We start from the raw sequence: 20016 nt of genomic DNA, 5'->3' as shown, positions 1-20016 counted from the left end.
CACAGTGACGATGGACTCGGGAGGTGGCTCAAGCCGTGAGCGGTAAGGACTACGTGGAGAAGGACTACTACAAGGTCCTCGGCGTGCCCAAGGACGCCACCGCCACCGAGATCAAGAAGACCTACCGCAAGCTCGCGCGCGAGTTCCACCCCGACGCCAACAAGGGTGACAGCAAGGCCGAGGAGCGGTTCAAGGACATCTCCGAGGCGTACGACGTCCTCTCCGACGAGAAGCGCCGCAAGGAGTACGACGAGGCCCGCAGCCTCTTCGCCAACGGCGGCTTCCGGGCCGGCGGCGGCCCCGGCGGCACCGGCAGCTACAGCTTCGACTTCGGCGACCTCTTCAGCGGCACCCAGGGCGGCGGCGGCGCCGGCGGCGGGCTCGGCGACGTCTTCGGCGGCCTGTTCAACCGCGGCGGCGGCACCCGGCAGGCCCAGCCGCGGCGCGGCGCCGACGTCGAGACCGAAGTGACCCTCTCCTTCGAGGAAGCGGTCGACGGCGCGACCGTCCCGCTGCGGATGACCAGCCAGGCCCCCTGCCGCACCTGCAACGGCACCGGCGCCAAGTCCGGCACCACCCCGCGGGTCTGTCCCACCTGCGTCGGCGCGGGCACCGTCAGCCGCGGCCAGGGCGCCTTCGCGCTCTCCGAGCCGTGCAAGGACTGCCGCGGCCGGGGCATGATCGTCGACGACCCGTGCACCGACTGCCACGGCAGCGGCCGGGCCAGCTCGGCCCGCACCATGCAGGTCCGCATCCCGGCCGGCGTCCACGCCGACCAGCGGATCCGGCTCAAGGGCAAGGGCGCCCAGGGCGAACGCGGCGGCCAGCCCGGCGACCTCTACGTCACCGTGCACGTCGACCCGCACCCGGTCTTCGGGCGCAAGGGCGACAACCTCACCGTGACCGTCCCGGTCACCTTCCCCGAGGCGGCCCTCGGCGCCACCATCGAAGTACCCACCCTCGGCGGGCCCTCCGTGAAGCTCAAGCTGCCCCCGGGCAGCGCCAACGGCCTCACCATGCGCGCCCGCGGGAAGGGCGCCACCCGCAAGGACGGCACCCGCGGCGACCTCCTCGTCACCGTCGAGGTCGTGGTCCCCCAGCACGTCAGCGGCGACGCGCTGGACGCCCTGGAGCAGTACCGCGAGGCCACCGCCTCCGACGATCCGCGAGCAGCCCTCTTCCGGGCGGCGAAGGGAGCGTGACGACCAGATGTCCCCGATGAATCCGATCAACCCGGTCAACCCCGGTGGCTCGATCGGCCCCGGCGTCGGCGAAGGCCTGCCCGGGGACGGCACCCGCCGCACCCGCCGGGCCCCCTCGGCCGCGCCGCCGTACGTCCTCACCGAGGACACCCCGGTGTACGTCATCTCCGTGGCCGCCGAACTGTCCGGCCTGCACCCGCAGACCCTGCGCCAGTACGACCGCCTCGGCCTGGTCTGCCCCGACCGCACCGCCGGCCGCGGCCGCCGCTACTCGGCCCGCGACATCCAGCAGTTGCGCGAGGTCCAGCGGCTCTCCCAGGACGAAGGCATCAACCTGGCGGGCATCAAGCGGATCATCGAGCTGGAGAACCAGGTCACCGCCCTGCAGTCCCGCGTCGCGGAACTGGTCGACTCCCTGGAAGGCGCCGCAACCGCCCTCCAGCAGCGCGAGGCCGCCGTCCACGCCTCCTACCGCCGCGACCTCGTCCCGTACCAGCCGCCCACCCCCCAGTCCAGCGCCCTCGTCGTCTGGCGCCCCAAGCGCTGACCGACGGCCCCGCCCGGACACCGCCGCCGGCCCCCTCCTGTTCGGGGGGTGCCGGCGGCTGCGTCGGTGTGGCAGCCTCCTTCCTGCCGGACGGGTACCGGTTCAGCTGCGCGTCGGCGAATGCCTGTGCGACAGTTGCATCGGAAATCTGGCATGGGATACGACTGAGCAAGGCCGAAAGGCCCACGCCGACGGCAAGGAGCGACAGATGGGTGGGACTGAAGGATCCGGTCCCATGACCAGCACGCACAACCAGCTCTCCCCCGGGGCCAGATCGCTCTACAAAGCCGTTGTTCAGCAAGACGGCAGAGTGGTTCCGGCTGAGCGTGAGGAGAGCGACGACTCTCTCCGCGAATTGGTCGAAATTGGGCTGCTGGTACCGGATACAGAGAATCCCGGAATGCTCGTCGCCGTCGACCCGAAGCAGCTCACCAATGGCCTCGCGGCCGCGTGGCAGCGCAAGGCGCTTGAGTTGCTCAGCCGAGCCGCCGCGCTGCCCGCAGACTTCCAGGAACTTGCCCAGGCCTACGGCAACGGGGAGCGCCGCGGTCACGGTGGCGGCTCGATCGAGCACCTCCACGGCCTGGCCGAGATCAACCGTCGCCTGGTCGAACTCATGGAGAGCAGCCGTGAGGAGGTGCTGAGCGCCCAACCGGGCGGAGGATCGCGATCTTTCCCCACCGAGGCGGCGATCGCCCTGGACACCGACATGCTTCGCCGAGGGGTCTCACGGCGGACCCTCTACCAGCCGAGCACGCGGTACTCGGCCCCCACGCGCGAGTACGTGGCGGCCATGACCGCTGCCGGCGGCGAGGTCCGCACGCTGGGCGAGCCGTTCACCAGAATGATCATCGTCGACCGTACGGCTGCGTTCATTCCACTGACCGGCGATCAGCCCCGGGCCGCATTCATTCAGGACGAGGCCGTGATCGGCTTCATGGTCAGCCTGTTCGAAAGCTTCTGGGAGCGGGCCATACCGTTCCAGGGGGGGCTCGACGTTCCACCAGAAGTCGTGTCCAGACTGCGCGAGAATATCGTCAGGATGATGCTTCAGGGGGTCGGCCATCGCGTCATCGCCAGGAATCTGGGCCTGAGCGAACGCACCCTCGCGAGACACCTCGCGGAAATGCGTGAGGAACACGCCGCAGAGACCTTGTTCCAGCTCGGGTGGAAGCTGGCCGAGAGTCGCCGCGACGCGCCGCTGTTCGATCAGAGCGAGACGCTCTACTGAGCCCGGCTCAGGTCCAGATCACATCGTCCGCCTGAGACGCCACAGCCGGCCCCTGCGCAAGGACGGACGACGGTTGCTGAACGTGCGCCTGCGGCATGGTCCAGATCACGTCAGCCTGCGCAGAGGTCGAACCGAGCAGGACCGCCGCTGCAGCCAGCACCACTGCGGTCGCGAACCGGCGCGCCTTGGCCACTGTGACCACTCCCTCTCCGACAACGTTGAGCTTTCAGCCAATCGGCTCCGCATGAGCCGCAGCGCTGATTATGCTGCACGATCCCGAACGTGTCAGCGAGTAGTCCTCGGTGATGCTCGCCCCCATGACAACTCTTCCAAGCCTTAGGCCCGCCACGAGGCCGATCAGCATGTCATCTCTCTGCCAGGCAGCGAGATGACACCTCATGCCAGTGGACTCCCAGGCGGGCTCAGCGACACGATCAGTGCACCGACTGATCGCCGCGTGAAGTTGCGACACAGACGGATGTGTCCACATCAATAATGCACGCAAGCTCAAGTGTCGCAGGCACGAGTATCTCCCCAAACAGCAGCAGCCACTGGGACCCGTCCCCGACCCGGTCGGCCTTTCAACGGAGTCGACATGACTGACCACTACCAGGGCTCCACGACCCGCCACCTTGACAACGCCCCCGAGGGCCGGCGTGCACGTGTGTTCCTGGCCGCGCCGCTGATGCGGCTCACCGGGCCGGCGGACAGCGTGGTGACGCTCGCCAGCCGGACGCGGCTGACGACGCTCCGCACCACGCTGCTCCGCAGCGGTGCCGCCGTGTACAGCGCGCACCACAGCGATGCCTGGACCATCTCCGGCCGCGCCCCGGAGCCCCGCGTTCCGTCCGACTTCCGCGCCCTGCAGTCCGCGGACCTGGTGTTCGCCTACGTGGGAGCGCCGCTCTCGGCCGGCGTGAGCCTGGAGCTGGGCTGGGCGTCGGCGCTGCGGAAGCCGATCGTCCTCCTCGTCGACGAGGCCATCACCCACAACCCGCTGATCGCCACCATCGAGCAGGTCGCCCCCGTCCTGCCGCTGGTCTTCGACGACACCTGGTCGCAGGAGGCCCTCAACCACACGGTCGAGACCGCCCTCGACTGGGCCGGCATGGCGCTCTCCCTGCGCGAGGGCTTCTGGACCGCCCCCGGCGAGCAGTTCAACGTCCCCCGGCAGCAGCCCCCGGTCCCCGGCTACTGGCCGACCGGCGCCGCCACCGGCTGAGCAGCACTCACGCAGCCGGGCGGTGTGACCCTCGACCGTCCGCTCGCTCAGGCCCATCGGCACCGTCAGCACCATCGCAGGATCCGCCACCACGGCGGCGACCCCGTTGCCAGGGGTCGCCGGGATCAGCGCGACGGTGCGATCGAAGACCCGGGCCCGACGCAGCAACAGGAGGGCGCCGACCGGTGGATCCTGCTCGGCCGGGAAGTCAGGGCCTTGTGCGGACAGTCCCTGACGAACCGGGCGATCACAGGCCGGATCCGGTCGCTCCCAGCCCTCGAAAGCGTCCCGCCGGTCGACTTCCCTCCGGCGGGACGCCGTGCGGTGGGCCCGGGGCGGACCGAGCTCAGGCATCACGGGCGCCCCTCATCTGCCGGCCCAGCTGGAACAGGGTCCCGGCGTCGTGCAGCTCGCGCAGCCGGGCGATGTGGGCGGCGACCGTCCGCTCGCTCAGGCCGAGGCGGGTGGCGATGGCCCGTTGGGTGTGGCCTTGGGCGAGCAGGCGGGCCACCTGCTCGTGGACCGTCGGCGTGGCGGAACCGTTCGCGAGGGCCGCCCAGTCGACGCCTTCGGCCTGTTGCCAGAGCTGTTCGAAGGTGTCGACGACGAAGCCGACCGTCGCCGGGTCCGCCGGCCACGGCGGCGCTGCTGTAGTCGTCGGCGGCGGGGATGACGGCCACCGTCCGGTCGAAGACCAGGAAGCGTTCGAAGGGGACGGAGACGACCCGGGTGGTGCAGCCGAGCCCGGTGACTTCGGCTGCGAACCGGACGGTCAGCGGGTCGAGTTCGGCCGAGGGCTCGTACGACGTCCTGACGGTGCGGCCGCGTTCGTGGATGCGCCGGGCGCGGTCGCGGGAGTCGGGCAGCAGCTCCGCCATCCCGGTGCCGATCCGCTCGGTGGCGACCCTCGGGTCGACCGCGCTGTAGGCGGCGTCCTGCAACTGCGTTACCAGCAGGCCGAGTTCCTCCAACCGCCGGAGGGCGGACTCGTCCTCCGCGCCGATGTCGGCGATCGGGACGCGGCCGCCCTCGCGCAGGATCGCGAGGTAGAGCTCGCGGGCGGCCGGGTCCGGGAGGGCGGCGGCGAGGTGCGTGGAGGGGGTGTCAGTCATGGTGCTCCCCGCGCAGGCGCCAGCCGAGGTGGAAGAGGGTGTCGGCGCCGTGGCGGTCGCGCAGGCGGGAGATGTGGGCTGCGACGGTGCGTTCGCTGAGGCCGAGGCGGGTGGCGACGGCGCGCTGGGTGAGGCCGCGGGCGAGCAGGCGGCCGATGCGGACGGTGGTGGGGTGCGGGGGGTCGAGGTGGCGGTCGGCGGGGGTGGCGCGGGCCCAGTCGCGTTCGAAGTGGGCGACCAGGTGGGCCACGACGGCGGGGTCGGTGAGGAAGGTGGCGCGGCTGCGGTCGTCGGAGGCGGGGACGACGGCCGTCGTGCGGTCGAAGACCAGCAGCCGGTCGTACGGTTCGGCGAGGAGCCGGACCCGGGCGCCCTGGCGGGTGCGGAGGGCGACCTGGCGGCGGACGTTGTGGTCGGCGAGGGCGGCCGGCTGGTAGACGGTGCGCAGTGAGCAGCCGCGGCGGAGCAGGGAGAGGTCCTGGGCGAGGGCCATCCGCAGGCCGTCGACCGGGCGCGGGCCGGGTTGGGCGGCCAGGACTTCTTCCCGGCATTCCGAGATGAGTTCGGAGATGCGCTGGCGGATGTCGACGTTGCCGTCGATGCGGACGGCGTCGCCGCGCGGTCCGTCCGGTCGGCGGACGGCGTCGTAGGCGAGGGTGAGCGGGGCGAGGGCGCCCGGGAGCTGTTCGGCGTACTGGAGCAGCCGGGTGGCGCGGGTGCGCAGTTCGGTGCCGATGCGGTCGCCGAGGGCTCGTGGGTTGGCGGCGGTCCAGCCGGTGGCGGAGGCGGTGAGGAGGCCGCGGGCGACGAGGGCGGCGAAGGCGGGGCGGTCGGCGGGGGCGAGGTGTTCGGGGCGCAGCCGGCCGCCGGCCCGGACGGCGGTGAGGTAGAGGGCCCGCTCGGCCGGGCCGGGCTCATCGGTCATCGCGGGCGCCTCTCATCAGCCAGCCGAGCTGGAAGAGGGTCTGGGCGCCGTAGCGGTCGCGCAGGCGGGAGATGTGGGCGGCGACGGTGCGTTCGCTGAGGCCGAGGCGGGTGGCGACGGCGCGCTGGGTGAGGCCGCGGGCGAGCAGGCGGCCGACCCGGTCGGGGATGGTGCGGGCGGGGCCCTGGCCGAGGGCGGCGGCGGCTTCGGTGGTGTCGGCGCGCACCCAGTCGCGTTCGAAGGTGCCGACCAGGAAGGTGATGGTGGCCGGGTCGCTGATGAAGGCGGCGGTGCTGTTGTCGTCGCTGGCGGAGATCACGGCGACGGTCCGGTCGAAGACGATGAGCCGCTGGAAGGGTTCGTCGAGGACGCGGATGAGGGAGCCGTGCCGGGTGACCTCCTCGGCGTAGGCGAGGGCGGGCGGCTCGGCGAGGGCGACCGGCTGGTAGATGGTGCGCAGCGAGCAGCCGCGCTGGAGGAGCTGGACGTCCTGGCGGACGGCGACCTGCAGGGTGTCGGCGGGGCGGTGGCCCGGCTGTGCGGTGAGGACCTCGAAGCGGCAGTCGGAGACCAGTTGGGAGATCCGCTGGCGGATGTGGACGTGCCCTTCGACGTGGACGGCTCCGCCGGACCGGCCGGAGGGGCGAGGCATGGCGTCGTAGGCGCGGGTGAGGCCGTCCAGGGCGCCGGGGAGGCTCTCGGCGCGGACCAGGAGCCGGGTGGCCTCGCTGCGGAGTTCGGCGCCGAGCCGGTCGCTGACCGAGCGGGGGCTGACGGCGGTGTAGCAGCGGTCCATCGGGTTGACCATCAGCAGGCCGATGTCGATGAGCTGTTGGAGGGCGGCCCGGTCGGTGTCCGTGACCCCTGCGCAGGGGATGCGGCCGCCTTCGGCGATGATCGCCAGGTACAGCTGGCGGGCGGCTTCGTCGGGTTCCTCGATCACGGGCGCCGCCTGGTGCGGCGCGACCGCCGGTTCAGCCGTCACGTCGCACTCTCCCTGCCGGACGCGTGTGCCTGGTGTTGCCCGCGTCACCCCGCCGGCTCGCCGCGCGAGCCGCCCGAGCCGCGGGTACCGGTCGTCGGCCGGTTGCCGGTTGCCGGGCGCTCACGGTACCGGGTGCCGGTACGGCGTGATCATGCGGTCCGGCGGTCACGGCATCCGTCGTGACGGCGGGCCCCCGGGTCCGGGTGCCGTCGCACGCCGGGCTGTCCGGGGGCCGCCGTCCGCACGCCAATGCCACGGCACTTCCGTCGAGGCGGAGCAGCAACGCCTCGACGGCTCCGGTTCCGGGGGCCATCACCACACATGGTCCCCGGCCGGCGCTCTTCCCCCCCGTTCCACTGGCGCGGGATTGGTGCGCCTGCGGTCAGTTCCGAAGAGCAAGTCGCCACCATCGGGCTGCGGTTGCCCGGACGACTTGGCGTGTCTCCACCATCACAGCGTGACGGCCGGTGAACAAGTGCCGCCCGAGTGCATGTTCGCGCAATTGCAGCTATCTGCACCGCGGGGCGGGCGCGGGGAGACGGGCGGCGGGGCGGGTTCCGGTAAAGGCCGAGGCCAGCGGGGGGTGCGGGTGGCGCCCGGCGGTACCGCCGGTTGGCTGTGCACGGTCAGAGTGCGGGTGCGCATTCCTGCAGCGGCCTCATGGTCCTGAGCTGCATGTCTACGCGCGGTGACCATCGGACCCCGCCCGGCCGCCCCGTCCGCCCGCCCCGTCCGCCCGCCCGGCCCGGCCCGGCCCGGCCGCCTCAGCGCGCCAGCAGCCGACCGCGCGCCAGCCCGGCCGCGGTACCGCCCGCCGCGAGCGCCCACGCCAACGCCAGCAGCAGGTACAGCCCGGCGGCCAGCGCGGTGAAGCCCCCGAACCCGGTGTGCCGGGCGAGCGCGGAGGCGCCGGTGACGCAGGTGCCGATCGGGAAGGTGTACGCCCACCAGGTCATCGCGAAGGGCATCCCGGCCCGGCGGGCCCGCAGGTTGGCGGCGAGCGCGACGGCCAGCCAGAGCACGGCGACCCCGATCACCGCGACGCCGTACAGCTCGGCGAGGTCCAGCATGACGGGCGCCAGTGCGGGCAGCACCGGGCGGGCGGCGTCGGCGAGCTGGTGGACGGCGGTGACGGACTGGCCGAGCGGGCCGAGCACCAGGAAGAGGGAGGGGGTGAGCACCAGGGTCGGCAGCTTGCTGTGGAGCAGGCCGGTGAACACCACCGGCAGCAGCACCAGGGTGGCCAGCAGCCCGATCCCGAACAGCGCGCAGCAGCCGTACAGCATGGCCTGCTGCGGTGCTCCGGAGGGCAGGTGCGGGACCAACACCGGTCCGCAGGCGGAGGCGACCAGCGGGGCGACCACCGGCAGCAGCCAGGTCGGGTTGGCCTCCAGGGCGGAGAGCCGGTGCCGGGTGATCATCAGGTACGGGACGCCGCCGGCGACGGCCAGCGCGTACAGGGTGCCGACACCCCACAGCACGGCGTCGACGGCGACCGCCGGGCCGGTGCCGATGACCCGGGAGCCGAGCAGCACCGTCCCGAGGCCGACCGCGAGCACGGCCATCGGCGGACAGCCGTAGAAGACGGCGGTGGCCGGGGTGTCCAGCAGCTGGGCGCGCGCGGCCCCGCGGTGCCGGGTGAGGTGGACCAGCCGGGCCGAGGCCAGCACCAGCAGGGCGGCCAGGCCGAGCGCCCACATCACCTCGCCGAAGCCGACCAGCCCGGGCAGTCGCACCGGCAGGACGGCGGCGCCGTTGCCGAGGATCGCGGTGCCCATCACGGCGGCGTACCAGTTGGGGCCGAGCTGGGCGAGGTCGTACCGGGAACGGCGGGCGGCGGGGCGGGTGAGGAGGCGGGGTTCGGCCAAGGTGGACATGCTCACCACCATGGGTCCGAAGGCCGGCCGACGGTAGCGCCGAGGATCCTATGGGGGCATAGCCTGGACCTATGGCACTCTCCCCGCGCGTCCCCGAACTCGGCGCCCTGGAACTGCTGCTCGCGGTGGCCCGGCTGGGCAGCGTCGGACGGGCGGCGGCCGAGCTGGGCGTCAGCCAGCCCACCGCCAGCGCCCGGATCAAGGGCATGGAACGGCAGATCGGCGTCCCGCTGCTGGACCGCTCGCCCCGGGGGAGCAAGCCGACCGAGGCGGGCCGGCTGGTGGTCGAGTGGGCCCGGCAGGTGGTGGAGGCGGCGCAGGCGCTGGACGCCGGGATCGACGCGCTGCGCGAGCGGCGGGACGCCAAGCTGCGGGTGGTGGCCAGTCTGACCGTCGCCGAGTACCTGATGCCGGGCTGGCTGATGGGGCTCGCCGAGGCCAGTCCGGGCACCGCGGTGACGCTGCGGACGGCGAACTCGGCGGAGGTCGCCGGGCACGTCCTGGCCGGGGACGCCGACCTCGGCTTCGTCGAGGGCCCGGCCACCCCGCCCGGGCTGGCCGGCGCGGTGGTGGCGGCCGACCGGCTGGTGGTCGTGGTGGCGCCCGGCCACCCGTGGGCGCGCCGCCGCACCCCGCTGACCGGGCCCGAGCTGGCGGCCACCCCACTGGTGCTGCGCGAGCCCGGCTCGGGCACCCGGGAGGTGCTGGAGACGGCCCTGCGGCCGTTCGGTGGCGCCGCGCAGCCCCGGCTCGAACTGGCCTCGTCGACCGCGCTGAAGTCGGCGGCGATGACCGGGGCGGGGCCGGTCTGCCTGAGCGAGCTGGCGGTGGTGGAGGAGCTGGCGACCCGCCGGCTGGTCGAAGTGCCGCTGGCGGCGGGGCTGGACCTGCGGCGGCCGCTGCGCGCGGTGTGGCCGGCCGGGCAGCGGCCGGGCGGCCCGGCCCGGGAGCTGCTGGTGCTGACCCGCCGGAGCGTCCCCGAGCGTTCGGCCGGAAGTCGCCCCCGGGACGGTTTCGCGGAAGGTTGAGCGGAATAGACTCAACTTAGTGCATGCTGTAGGCATCAGAAGTGCAGGACGACGAGGGAGGACCCCCCAGCAGTGGACGCCAGCAAGTTCACCACCAAGACGCAGGACGCCCTGTCCGCCGCGATCCGGCAGGCGGGCGCGGCCGGCAACCCGGACGTCAAGCCGGTGCACATCCTGATCGCCCTGCTGGAGCAGCCCGAGGGCATCGCCCGGCCCCTGCTGGAGGCGGTCGGGGCGGACGTCGCCCGGGTCGGCTCCGAGGCCCGCCGCCAGTCGGCCGCGCTGCCCAGCGCGATGGGCTCGACGGTCGCCGCCCCCCAGCTCGCCCGGGACACCCTCGCGGTGCTCACCGAGGCCGGCAAGCGCGCGGACGACCTGGACGACCAGTACGTCTCCACCGAGCACCTGATGGTCGGCCTGGCCGCCGAGGGCGGTCCGGTGGCCGAGCTGCTGGTGCAGCACGGCGCGACGCCGAAGGCCCTGCTCTCCGCGTTCAAGGACGTCCGCGGCAGCGGCAAGGTCACCTCGCCGGACCCCGAGGGCACCTACAAGGCCCTGGAGAAGTACGGCACCGACCTCACCCAGGCCGCCCGGGACGGCAAGCTCGACCCGGTCATCGGCCGCGACCACGAGATCCGCCGGGTGGTCCAGGTGCTCTCCCGCCGGACCAAGAACAATCCGGTGCTGATCGGTGAGCCGGGCGTCGGCAAGACCGCCGTGGTCGAGGGCCTGGCGCAGCGCATCGTGGCCGGCGACGTGCCCGAGTCGCTGCGCGGCAAGCGGCTGGTCGCGCTGGACCTCGGCGCGATGGTCGCGGGCGCCAAGTACCGCGGCGAGTTCGAGGAGCGGCTGAAGGCCGTCCTGAACGACATCAAGGCCTCCGACGGCCGGGTCGTCACCTTCATCGACGAGCTGCACACCATGGTCGGCGCGGGCGCGGGCGGCGACTCCGCGATGGACGCGGGCAACATGCTCAAGCCGATGCTGGCCCGCGGCGAGCTGCGGATGGTCGGCGCCACCACGCTGGACGAGTACCGCGAGCGGATCGAGAAGGACCCCGCCCTGGAGCGCCGCTTCCAGCAGGTGCTGGTCGGCGAGCCCAGCGTGGAGGACTCGATCGCCATCCTGCGCGGCCTCAAGGGCCGGTACGAGGCGCACCACAAGGTGCAGATCTCGGACGCCGCCCTGGTCGCCGCGGCCACCCTGTCCAACCGCTACATCACCTCCCGCTTCCTGCCCGACAAGGCGATCGACCTGGTCGACGAGGCGGCCTCCCGGCTGCGGATGGAGATCGACTCCTCCCCGGTCGAGATCGACGAACTGCAGCGCGCCGTCGACCGGTTGCGGATGGAGGAGCTGGCCCTGGAGAAGGAGTCGGACCCGGCCTCGGTCGACCGGCTCGCCCGGCTGCGGCGCGATCTCGCCGACAAGAACGAGCAGTTGAGCGTGCTCACGGCGCGCTGGGAGCAGGAGAAGAAGAGCCTCAACCGGGTCGGTGAGCTCAAGGAGCGGCTGGACGACCTGCACGGCGCGCTCGAACGCGCCCAGCGCGACGGGGACTTCGAGCGGGCCTCCAAGCTGATGTACGCCGAGATCCCGGCCGCCGAGACGGAACTCACCGACGCCCAGGAGCGCGCCGCCGACCAGGACGCGTCCGCCTCCATGGTCAAGGAGGAGGTCGGCCCGGACGACGTGGCCGACGTGGTCGCCTCCTGGACGGGCATCCCGGCCGGCCGCCTGCTGGAGGGCGAGAGCGCCAAACTCCTGCGCATGGAGGAGGAGTTGGGCAAGCGCCTGATCGGCCAGGCGGAGGCCGTGCAGGCCGTCTCGGACGCGGTGCGGCGCACCCGCTCCGGCATCGCCGACCCGGACCGTCCGACCGGCTCCTTCCTCTTCCTCGGCCCGACGGGTGTCGGCAAGACCGAACTCGCCAAGGCCCTCGCCGACTTCCTGTTCGACGACGAGCGGGCGATGGTCCGGATCGACATGAGCGAGTACGGCGAGAAGCACTCGGTCTCCCGCCTGGTCGGCGCCCCGCCCGGGTACGTCGGCTACGAGGAGGGCGGCCAGCTCACCGAGGCGGTCCGCCGTCGCCCGTACAGCGTCGTCCTGCTGGACGAGGTGGAGAAGGCGCATCCGGAGGTCTTCGACGTCCTGCTCCAGGTGCTGGACGACGGGCGGCTCACCGACGGCCAGGGCCGCACGGTGGACTTCCGCAACGCGATCCTGATCCTCACCTCCAACCTGGGCAGCCAGTACCTGGTCGACCCGAACACCCCGGAGGAGAGGAAGAAGGAACTGGTCCTGGACACCGTCCGGGCCGCGTTCAAGCCGGAGTTCCTCAACCGGCTGGACGACATCGTGGTCTTCGACCCGCTGGGCACCCGCGAGCTCAGCCGGATCGTCGACCTGCAGGTCGCCCGCCTCGGCGAGCGGCTGAACGAGCGGCGGCTCACCCTGGACGTCTCCGCGGCCGCCCGCGACTGGCTGGCGCTGACCGGCTACGACCCGGCGTACGGCGCCCGCCCGCTGCGCCGGCTGGTGCAGTCCGCGATCGGCGATCAGCTGGCCCGGGCGATCCTGTCCGGCGCGGTGCACGACGGGGACACCGTCCTGGTCGAGCGGGACGAGGAGGGCGACCGCCTCACCGTCCGCGGCCGGGGGCCGCTGGAGAAGTAGTGCCGTGCGCGGGCCGCTCCCGTCCACCCGGACGGGGGCGGCCCGCGCAGCCGTGTCCGGCCGGCCGGGCCCGTACGTGCGGCCGGCCGCGGCGCCCGCCGTCAGTCGGCCGCGCCCCGCCGCTGCCGCCGCCTCGACCGGTCCCGCCAGCTGCGCGCCAGCCGGTGCAGCTCGGCCCCCTGCGCGTCCGGCAGGTTCCAGGTCTGGGTCAGCAGCCGCAGGGTCGAGACCCGCGGGCAGGACACGCCCCGCTCCAGGTCCCGGATCGACCGCACGCTCAACCCCGTGGCGTCACCCAGTTGCTCCTGCGTCATCCCCCGGTCCAGCCGGATGGTCCGCAGCAGTGCCCCGAGCGATGCCCCCTCCCCCGTCACCGTTCCGTCCATGTGTTCCCCCCTCGACTCGGAACAGCTCAACTTGCCCTTGCAGAACGGGCTTTGTGTGAAGCGAGTTCCATCGCACGCTAACCGCATCCGGCCCGCCCGGCAGGCGAACCCGTGCGCCGGGCGCGTGACGTGGCTCACTCAAGCGCCGTCGCGCGGCCCGTCGCACCGACCGGACACCCTCCGTGACCGCCGCCCGCCGTGAGCCCCTTCGCGAGCCCCGTCGCGAGCCGTGTCAGGAGACCCGCCGGGAGCCCTCCCCGAGCCCCCCGGCAGACCCCCGAACAGCGCCGCGGCGAAGATCGACGCGCCCCCGGGTGCCCCTGTGAGCGGAGCCCCGAATGAGGCAGGATGGGAGGTGGAAAGGGCGGCCTCTCATTGCCGGCCACCACGTGCACTGAGGAAGAGGACCCCCATGAGCATCGACCCGTCGTCCATCCCGTCCTTCGGCGCGCCCCAGGGCGGACAGCCCGGCGGCCAGGGCGGGCAGCCGGCCGGCCCCCCGCCGATCATCGTGCCGGACCAGAGCCTGGTCGCCCAGCTGCTCGACCAGATGCAGCTCAAGCACGTCGTGGACGAGGAGGGCGACCTCACCGCCCCCTGGGAGGGCTTCCGCGTCTACTACATGTTCCGCGGCGACCAGAAGGAGCTCTTCGCGGTCCGTGCCTTCTACGACCGCGCGTACCCGCTGGAGAAGAAGGGCGAGGTCCTCGACCTGATCGACGAGTGGAACCGCGAGACCCTCTGGCCCAAGGTCTACACCCACACCCACGAGGACGGCGTCGTCCGCCTGATCGGCGAGGCCCAGATGATCGTCGGCCACGGCGTCAACCTGGACTACTTCGTGACCACCACCGCCAACTGGACCCAGGCCGCGGTCGGCTTCGAGCAGTGGATCGTCGAGCGCCTGGGCCTGCAGAACGAGATCGAGGGCGAGGACGGCGAGGCCCCCGAGGGCACCGACGAGGCCTGATCCCTCCCCGGCACCGTCCGGTACGGCCCGCCCGGCGCTCGCGCCGGTGGCGGGCCGTGCTCGTTCCCGGCCCCGGCCCCGTTCGGGCCGCCCGGGGCCCCTGGGCCCGGTCCGGGCCTTCCGGCGCAGGTACGTGGACGACGGCACGTGGACGAGGAGGGTCACGGTCATGGGCGTGGAGATCGAGCGGAAGTACCTGGCGGACCGGCCGGAGCTGGAGCCCGCGGCGACCGCCGGCGAGCGCATCCTCCAGGGGTACGTGGCGCTCCGCCCGAAGGAGGTCCGGTTGCGGCGCCACGGCGAGCGCTGCTTCCTCACCGTGAAGGAGGGCTCGGGCCTCGTCCGCACGGAGCTGGAGGTCGAGCTCTCCGCGGAGCAGTTCACCGAACTGTGGCCCGCCACGGACGGCGCCCGGCTGGAGAAGACCAGGACGCCCGTGCCGCTCGGTCCGACCACCGCCTACCTGGACGTGTACGCCGGCCCGCTGCAGGGCCTGCGCACCGTCGAGGTGGAGTTCGACTCGCCCGCCGAGGCGGAGGCGTTCGAGCCCCCGGCCTGGTTCGGGGAGGAGATCACCGGACAGGACCGCTACCGGAACCAGGCCCTGGCCGTCCGCGGGTCGTCGGCGCCGTGACGTAGCGCTCGACCGGGTCGAACGACACGGCCCGACGGTCTTGTTCGCGCGTCCGCCCGCCCCGGAGGATGGACCCCACCGACGAGCCACGAGGAGCCGGGCATGAGTACGAGGCCGCTGTTGAACCGCCGATTGGCGGGCATGGGCACGACGATCTTTGCCGAGATGTCCGCCCTGGCCACGGCCACCGGCTCGATCAACCTCGGCCAGGGCTTCCCGGACACCGACGGGCCCGAGGAGGTCCGCGAAGCAGCCGTCCGGGCCCTGCGCGAGGGCCGCGGCAACCAGTACCCGCCCGGCCCCGGCATCCCCGAGCTGCGCACCGCGGTCGCCGAGCACCAGCAGCGCTTCCACGGCCTCGGGTACGACCCCGACACCGAGGTGCTGGTCACCGCCGGTGCCACCGAGGCCATCGCCGCCACCCTGCTGGCCCTGCTGGAGCCCGGCGACGAGGTGATCGCCCTCGAACCCTTCTACGACTCCTACGCCGCCTGCATCGCGATGGCCGGCGCCACCCGCCGCCCGCTCACCCTGCGGGCCCCGGACTTCCGCCCCGACCTCGACGAGCTGCGCGCCCTGATCACCCCGCGCACCCGGCTGCTGCTGATCAACACCCCGCACAACCCCACCGGCACCGTCCTGACCGCCGACGAGCTGACGGCCATCGCCGAACTGGCCGTCGAGCACGACCTGCTGGTGGTCACCGACGAGGTCTACGAGCACCTGGTCTTCGGCGCCACCCACCACCCGATGGCCGCCCTGCCCGGCATGCGCGACCGCACCGTCACCATCTCCTCCGCCGGCAAGACCTTCTCCTTCACCGGCTGGAAGGTCGGCTGGGTGACCGCGAGCCCGGCCCTGGTCTCCGCCGTGCGCACCGCCAAGCAGTACCTCACCTACGTGAGCGCCGGCCCGTTCCAGTACGCCGTCGCCGAGGCGCTGCGGCTGCCCGACGCGTACTTCGACACCCTCCGCGCCGACCTGCGGCGCAAGCGCGACCTGCTGGTCGACGGCCTCACCGCGGCCGGCTTCCGGGCCTTCACCCCCGAGGGCACGTACTTCGTCACCACCGACATCACCCCGCTCGGCGAGAAGGACGGCGTCGAGTTCTGCCGCGCCCTGCCCGAGCGCTGCGGCGTCGTCGCCATCCCCAACGCCGTCTTCTACGACGACGCCGACGCCGGGCGCAGCCTGATCCGCTTCACCTTCTGCAAGCAGGACGAGGTCCTGCGCGAGGCGGTGGCACGACTCCAGCGGCTCTGACCGGCGCGCCGGCCGGTCGGGATGTCGACGCCGGCCGACCGGGTTGTGGACGCCGGCCGGCCGGGTTGTGGACGCCGGCCGGCCGGGTTGTCGACGCCGGCCGGCCGGGTTGTCGACGTCAGCCGGTCGGATTGTCGAAACGGGCCCAGCCCTCCGCATCCAGTGCGTCCAGGGCCCGGTCGTCCAGTTCGACGGCCGGGCTCGGGGACAGGTGCTTCCGCCAGGTGCTGCGCGGCACCATGGTCATGCCGAAGTCGATGAAGCCGTTGGTGAAGCGGAAGCTGGAGCCGCCGCGTTCGTAGAGGCGGAGCAGGGGCTCGAACGGATCCGGCAGCGGGGGCAGTTGCACCCCGGGCGCACTGGTCAGGGCGGCCCACTGGACGGCGGCCGCGCCGCTGTCCATGGCGTACGACGAGCCGGAGGCGTCGTCGATGAAGTTCTCGATGTCCGCGATCACCGCCGGGTCGGCACGGACGGAAGGGTCCACGATCTCCGCGAGGTCGAAGAAGGGCCACATCTGGGGCTCGCCGTAGGCGTCGAGCCAGAGCGCGGCCCGCCGGAAGTACTCCTCCATCAGCGCAGCGCGCGAATAGCCCTTCTCGATGGCCTCGCCCGGGGACTTCCAGTCGACGGCCTTGAGGCGATCAACCATCGACTGCACAGCGTCGGAACTCACTTGAGGTCGTAACCTTTCGCCCGGAGGTGGGATTTAATCGCGTCGACCAGAACGTCGAGATTCGAGAGATCGTCGGCAATCGGAACGGGCGGAACCTCGATACCGTACTTCTTCCAGATCCAGAGTGAACTGGTTATGTTGTCGCTCGAAAAGTCAATCTTATCAAAGCTGTTGGGCGCCAGCTGGTGGGCGCTGAAGTGTTCGGGATGGGCTTCCGGCCTGGCGCCCACCCAGCAGTCGGGGTGGCTGGGCAGATACGGGAGGCCGGCTTCGAAGAGCTTGGCCTCCACGTACTCGTGGGCGATGACGGAGCGGATGATCTCGATTTTGTCCTTCGGCGCCGGGATGCCCTTCACGATGGCGTTCCAGCGCCGCGCGATCTCCCATTCGGGTTCGAAGTAGACGTCCTTCATGACGTTTTTCTCACCCGGGCCGATCTGAACGTCGTGGCGGTTCACCATGAGGTTGTTCTTCGCGACTTCGACGATTCGCGGATCGACCTTGGCGTCGGTGGCCACCTCCGCGATGTCGTCGGTCCTGGTGCGGTATTCCTCGTAGATCCTGACGGCCCGGGGGTCGATTCCCGTACTGCTCTCCGGGTCGTGCACGTACCGGGATCCGGATTCCGACACCCACGGCTCGGGAGCGCCGTCAGGTGTGCGCGAGAAGCCGTTGGCCTCGGCCCCCGTGAAGCTCGGGCGGCGCTTCGGGGCACCTCCGGGCGCGGCCGCGGCGCCGACTGCGCCGACGATGAGGTCCAGGGGCATGACCGGGCCGGTCTTGAACGCGGCGTCGTAGCCGTAGGTGAGGCCGGCACCGGTGACCATGCGGCCGGGGAGGGTGTCCGCGGCGTTGGCCACCCTGGCGAGACCGTTGAGGACGACCGAAGCGCTCTCGGCGCTCTCAGCGGCGGCAGCCACGGCACGTCCGCCGGCGCCGAGGCCGCCGCCGGCCGCGCCCATGATGCCGCCGGTCTTCGCGGAGTCGGCGGCCTCGGTGAGGCTGTAGCCGCCGTCACCGAAGAACTCCACCCGGATCGGCTGGGCCACGGCGACGTCCACGGCGATCGCCTCGACCGCACCGAAGACGGCACCGACCAGGATCGTGGCCGCGATCGTGGCCACGACCTCGGAGACCGCGACGCCGACCGACGCGGCGGTGGCGACGATGCCGGCGGCGGTGGCGGCGGCGATGTCCGCCGAGATGCTGAAGGTCACGAACGCGAGGGCCGCGCCGACGACCAGGGTGCCGCCGACGATCGCGGCCTCCTCCTCCAGCTTCTTGATCGCCTTGTCGACCTCGTGGGCGAACTCGCGCAGCGCCTTGGCCAGGCTGCGGCACGCCTCCGCGGTGTCGGGCAGCCAGCCCTTGCCCTTGCCCGCGCTGTCCTTGCCGCCGTAGTACTGCCCCCAGAACGTGCCGAAGGCGTCGATCGCGGGACCGTGGTTGTTGGCGACGATGGCGGCCGCGGCCTGGTTGGTCGGGGCGGTGACGTTGTCGATGGCGGTGGCCATCGCCTCCCACGCGTCGGCGACCTTGCGCAGCTTGTCCGGGTCGGCATCCGGCCACCACATGCCGGTGACCTTCTGGACGGCCTTCGCGACCGTGGACTCACCCACGGGCCGGCCCCCGGCCGGGAACGGGACGGGTCACGACAGCAGGTTCTTGGCGTGGTCGTCGGCCCCGGCATGGTTGTCGGCGTGGGCACGCAGCCCCGCGCCGATGCTGCCGAGCCCCTGGACCAGGACGTCCAGCGCCGAGAGCACCTTGTCGTGCGGACCGTTGTACGCCGTCGCGAACTCGTTGCCCTGCTTGTCACCACCCCACGGACTGCCCGCGTCAGCGAGGCTGCGCTTGAGCGTGTCGAGGGCTTCCTTCAGCGCCTTGCTCTGGTTCTCGAAGGTCGGCGCGGCGTCCGTCAACTCCCCCGGCCGGACCTTGAACTCCGGCCCGCCCGCCTTCGCCCCGTCATCCGCCACAACGACACCCCCATGCTGTCCGCACCTCGGATCAGTGCGATGAGTGAGATGGCCCGGGGAGCTGACGCAGTTTCGACTGACGCGCGTGAGGCGGGTCACACCTGCCGTGCCGCACCGGGCGACGCCTCCGACGCCGGCCGTAGCCTGATCCGCTTCACTTCCTGCAAAAGGGATGACGTCCGCCGGGAGCGCGTGTCCCGCCTGCGGCGCCTTCGAGGGCCCGCGCGCCCCCTTTCACGCCACACGACGACGGTCGACGCCGGCCGGACGCCTATCCTGATAGGCCATCAACTCGCCTGACCGGACGGCCCGTTTGCCGCAGCCAGGGCAAAACTGGCGCACCTTCCGGCACACCTCCGCCGCCCTCCCCGCCCCGTGCATGGAGGGCGGCGGCGCGTGATGCGCGCTGGCGGCGCACAACCGGCGCGCACGGCGCACGACCCGGTGGTAGGGGCGCGCGCTGTGCAAAGTCGCACACCGGGTCGATCAGAGCCGGGAAGCAGGTGTGCTCGAAACGGTGAATGCTTGACAAAGTTGGGTAAATCACCGGCGGACCCGGCGTATTCGTGCTTCTCTGCTGCTGAATCTCCAGCCGGAATCCTTCCTTCCACGGTCGGCCGCGCCCAGGGCCGCACAGCCACGAACAGCCTCGCCATCGCCTAGGCCTACTCGCTGCTGCTCGGCGGGCGCGCACGGAGCTGAAACGCGGAGCCGAGCATGCTCACCACACTGCAGACCTCCTACACGGACACCCGCGCCGGTGACCTCGCCTGGTGCCTCGGCGGCGACCCGCTGCCCGCTCTCGCGGTCCGCGACCTGAGACTCGACGGAGGCGGCCGGGCGGGCGCGACCGGCACCCTCCAGCTGCGGCTGCTGGGCGCCTCGCACCAGGTGGTGATCGACGCCGGTCCCGGCCGGTGCCTGGAGACCGTCGCCTGCCTGCCCGGCCGCCGCACCCCGCTGCCGGCCCGGGTGGCCAAGCAGGTCGGCGGCTGGGAGTACGAGTTCGCCGCCCGGATCGAGGCGCTGCCGCCGCACGACTTCGCCGCCCGTGCCCAGGAGCTGCTGGCCCTGGTCGAAGGCCACCCGCGCGGCCTCGCCGGGGTCTTCCCCGGCGACCCGAGCGCCTTCACCGCGCTGGTCACCCAGGGCGGCACCGACCGCCTGCTCTGGCGGACCTGGCACGCCTACCCGCAGGAGGGGCAGCTGGTGTGCACCCGCTCCTCGCTCGTGGTGTCGGGGCCGTGACTCCCGAAAGCCGGGACGCGAACACCGACCCGGCCACAGGCTGCCCAGCAAA

20 protein-coding genes are annotated in these 20016 nt (G+C 72.4%); 11 read left to right on the top strand and 9 right to left on the bottom strand.

Features of this window, described 5'->3' with window-relative positions; genetic code table 11:
- Positions 1-35 precede the first annotated feature (35 nt).
- The 3 genes from dnaJ (at position 36) to ACZ7KX_RS10620 (ending at position 2980) form a co-directional block, all read left to right on the top strand.
- Complete coding sequence (gene dnaJ / locus ACZ7KX_RS10630; RefSeq protein ID WP_470326143.1) at positions 36-1202, top strand: molecular chaperone DnaJ; 1167 nt, start codon at positions 36-38, stop codon at positions 1200-1202.
- A 7-nt stretch (positions 1203-1209) separates the two neighbouring features.
- On the top strand, positions 1210-1749 hold the full coding sequence (locus ACZ7KX_RS10625; protein ID WP_350519656.1) for a heat shock protein transcriptional repressor HspR: 540 nt from the start codon (positions 1210-1212) through the stop codon (positions 1747-1749).
- A gap of 235 nt (positions 1750-1984) precedes the next feature.
- Positions 1985-2980, top strand: a complete 996-nt coding sequence (locus tag ACZ7KX_RS10620) for a hypothetical protein (protein ID WP_470326142.1) — start codon at positions 1985-1987, stop codon at positions 2978-2980.
- Between the two features lie 7 nt (positions 2981-2987).
- Here the strand turns inward: ACZ7KX_RS10620 and ACZ7KX_RS10615 are convergent, their stop codons facing one another.
- On the bottom strand, positions 2988-3173 hold the full coding sequence (locus ACZ7KX_RS10615; RefSeq protein WP_470326141.1) for a hypothetical protein: 186 nt from the start codon (positions 3171-3173) through the stop codon (positions 2988-2990).
- Positions 3174-3575: 402 nt separating this feature from the next.
- Between ACZ7KX_RS10615 and ACZ7KX_RS10610 the strand changes: the two genes are divergently transcribed.
- Complete coding sequence (locus ACZ7KX_RS10610; protein WP_470326140.1) at positions 3576-4202, top strand: hypothetical protein; 627 nt, start codon at positions 3576-3578, stop codon at positions 4200-4202.
- Positions 4203-4548: 346 nt separating this feature from the next.
- On the opposite strand, the gene ACZ7KX_RS10605 is transcribed toward ACZ7KX_RS10610, so the two are convergent.
- Positions 4549-4713, bottom strand: coding sequence for a helix-turn-helix domain-containing protein (locus ACZ7KX_RS10605; RefSeq protein ID WP_470326139.1), 165 nt, complete (start codon positions 4711-4713; stop codon positions 4549-4551).
- 236 nt (positions 4714-4949) lie between these two features.
- Between ACZ7KX_RS10605 and ACZ7KX_RS10600 the strand changes: the two genes are divergently transcribed.
- A complete protein-coding gene (locus ACZ7KX_RS10600) occupies positions 4950-5129 on the top strand; it encodes a hypothetical protein (RefSeq protein WP_470326138.1) in 180 nt (59 codons plus the stop codon).
- A gap of 177 nt (positions 5130-5306) precedes the next feature.
- On the opposite strand, the gene ACZ7KX_RS10595 is transcribed toward ACZ7KX_RS10600, so the two are convergent.
- The 3 genes from ACZ7KX_RS10595 to ACZ7KX_RS10585 form a co-directional block, all read right to left on the bottom strand.
- Positions 5307-6239 (bottom strand): helix-turn-helix domain-containing protein, encoded by a 933-nt coding sequence (locus ACZ7KX_RS10595; protein ID WP_470326137.1) that lies wholly within the window; start codon positions 6237-6239, stop codon positions 5307-5309.
- On the bottom strand, positions 6229-7224 hold the full coding sequence (locus ACZ7KX_RS10590; protein ID WP_470326136.1) for a LuxR C-terminal-related transcriptional regulator: 996 nt from the start codon (positions 7222-7224) through the stop codon (positions 6229-6231). The genes ACZ7KX_RS10595 and ACZ7KX_RS10590 overlap by 11 nt, the downstream gene beginning before the upstream one ends.
- 764 nt (positions 7225-7988) lie before the next feature.
- Positions 7989-9101, bottom strand: a complete 1113-nt coding sequence (locus ACZ7KX_RS10585; protein ID WP_470326135.1) for a TDT family transporter — start codon at positions 9099-9101, stop codon at positions 7989-7991.
- A gap of 71 nt (positions 9102-9172) precedes the next feature.
- On the opposite strand from ACZ7KX_RS10585, the gene ACZ7KX_RS10580 reads away from it, so the two are divergent.
- Positions 9173-10129, top strand: coding sequence for a LysR family transcriptional regulator (locus ACZ7KX_RS10580; RefSeq protein WP_470326134.1), 957 nt, complete (start codon positions 9173-9175; stop codon positions 10127-10129).
- Between the two features lie 72 nt (positions 10130-10201).
- A complete protein-coding gene (gene clpB / locus ACZ7KX_RS10575) occupies positions 10202-12808 on the top strand; it encodes an ATP-dependent chaperone ClpB (RefSeq protein WP_470326133.1) in 2607 nt (868 codons plus the stop codon).
- Between the two features lie 101 nt (positions 12809-12909).
- Here the strand turns inward: clpB and ACZ7KX_RS10570 are convergent, their stop codons facing one another.
- The gene (locus ACZ7KX_RS10570) at positions 12910-13194 is read right to left on the bottom strand and encodes a helix-turn-helix domain-containing protein (protein ID WP_470326132.1); all 285 of its coding nucleotides are present in this window, start codon (positions 13192-13194) and stop codon (positions 12910-12912) included.
- A gap of 412 nt (positions 13195-13606) precedes the next feature.
- On the opposite strand from ACZ7KX_RS10570, the gene ACZ7KX_RS10565 reads away from it, so the two are divergent.
- The 3 genes from ACZ7KX_RS10565 to ACZ7KX_RS10555 all read left to right on the top strand — a co-directional run bounded on the left by ACZ7KX_RS10565 (position 13607) and on the right by ACZ7KX_RS10555 (position 16061).
- On the top strand, positions 13607-14164 hold the full coding sequence (locus tag ACZ7KX_RS10565; protein ID WP_350519646.1) for a type III secretion system chaperone family protein: 558 nt from the start codon (positions 13607-13609) through the stop codon (positions 14162-14164).
- A 169-nt stretch (positions 14165-14333) separates the two neighbouring features.
- Positions 14334-14798, top strand: a complete 465-nt coding sequence (locus ACZ7KX_RS10560; RefSeq protein WP_470326131.1) for a CYTH domain-containing protein — start codon at positions 14334-14336, stop codon at positions 14796-14798.
- 102 nt (positions 14799-14900) lie between these two features.
- Complete coding sequence (locus ACZ7KX_RS10555; protein ID WP_470326130.1) at positions 14901-16061, top strand: pyridoxal phosphate-dependent aminotransferase; 1161 nt, start codon at positions 14901-14903, stop codon at positions 16059-16061.
- 118 nt (positions 16062-16179) lie between these two features.
- Here ACZ7KX_RS10555 and ACZ7KX_RS10550 read toward each other — a convergent pair whose 3' ends face one another.
- Genes ACZ7KX_RS10550 through ACZ7KX_RS10540 form a run of 3 tightly spaced genes read right to left on the bottom strand, consistent with a single transcriptional unit; the run spans position 16180 to position 18716 of the window.
- On the bottom strand, positions 16180-16737 hold the full coding sequence (locus ACZ7KX_RS10550) for a hypothetical protein (protein ID WP_470326129.1): 558 nt from the start codon (positions 16735-16737) through the stop codon (positions 16180-16182).
- Positions 16734-18356 (bottom strand): WXG100-like domain-containing protein, encoded by a 1623-nt coding sequence (locus ACZ7KX_RS10545; protein ID WP_470326128.1) that lies wholly within the window; start codon positions 18354-18356, stop codon positions 16734-16736. Before ACZ7KX_RS10545 ends, ACZ7KX_RS10550 begins: the two co-directional genes overlap by 4 nt.
- 30 nt (positions 18357-18386) lie before the next feature.
- Positions 18387-18716 (bottom strand): WXG100 family type VII secretion target, encoded by a 330-nt coding sequence (locus ACZ7KX_RS10540; RefSeq protein ID WP_470326127.1) that lies wholly within the window; start codon positions 18714-18716, stop codon positions 18387-18389.
- Positions 18717-19433: 717 nt separating this feature from the next.
- Between ACZ7KX_RS10540 and ACZ7KX_RS10535 the strand changes: the two genes are divergently transcribed.
- The gene (locus ACZ7KX_RS10535) at positions 19434-19964 is read left to right on the top strand and encodes a DUF2617 family protein (RefSeq protein WP_470326126.1); all 531 of its coding nucleotides are present in this window, start codon (positions 19434-19436) and stop codon (positions 19962-19964) included.
- Positions 19965-20016 lie beyond the last annotated feature (52 nt).

The sequence above is a fragment of the Kitasatospora sp. NPDC038210 genome (genome assembly GCF_055600605.1).
This window is presented reverse-complemented; position numbering and strand designations above follow the sequence as displayed.

What these genes read in the sequence shown, in the direction of transcription:
- ACZ7KX_RS10625 (WP_350519656.1), top strand. Translation starts at nt 1,210, where the DNA reads ATGTCCCCGATGAATCCGATCAACCCGGTCAACCCCGGTGGCTCGATC.
- ACZ7KX_RS10620 (WP_470326142.1), top strand. Translation starts at nt 1,985, where the DNA reads ATGACCAGCACGCACAACCAGCTCTCCCCCGGGGCCAGATCGCTCTAC.
- ACZ7KX_RS10610 (WP_470326140.1), top strand. Translation starts at nt 3,576, where the DNA reads ATGACTGACCACTACCAGGGCTCCACGACCCGCCACCTTGACAACGCC.
- ACZ7KX_RS10595 (WP_470326137.1), bottom strand. Translation starts at nt 6,239, where the DNA reads ATGACCGATGAGCCCGGCCCGGCCGAGCGGGCCCTCTACCTCACCGCC.
- ACZ7KX_RS10585 (WP_470326135.1), bottom strand. Translation starts at nt 9,101, where the DNA reads ATGTCCACCTTGGCCGAACCCCGCCTCCTCACCCGCCCCGCCGCCCGC.
- ACZ7KX_RS10580 (WP_470326134.1), top strand. Translation starts at nt 9,173, where the DNA reads ATGGCACTCTCCCCGCGCGTCCCCGAACTCGGCGCCCTGGAACTGCTG.
- ACZ7KX_RS10570 (WP_470326132.1), bottom strand. Translation starts at nt 13,194, where the DNA reads ATGGACGGAACGGTGACGGGGGAGGGGGCATCGCTCGGGGCACTGCTG.
- ACZ7KX_RS10565 (WP_350519646.1), top strand. Translation starts at nt 13,607, where the DNA reads ATGAGCATCGACCCGTCGTCCATCCCGTCCTTCGGCGCGCCCCAGGGC.
- ACZ7KX_RS10560 (WP_470326131.1), top strand. Translation starts at nt 14,334, where the DNA reads ATGGGCGTGGAGATCGAGCGGAAGTACCTGGCGGACCGGCCGGAGCTG.
- ACZ7KX_RS10555 (WP_470326130.1), top strand. Translation starts at nt 14,901, where the DNA reads ATGAGTACGAGGCCGCTGTTGAACCGCCGATTGGCGGGCATGGGCACG.
- ACZ7KX_RS10535 (WP_470326126.1), top strand. Translation starts at nt 19,434, where the DNA reads ATGCTCACCACACTGCAGACCTCCTACACGGACACCCGCGCCGGTGAC.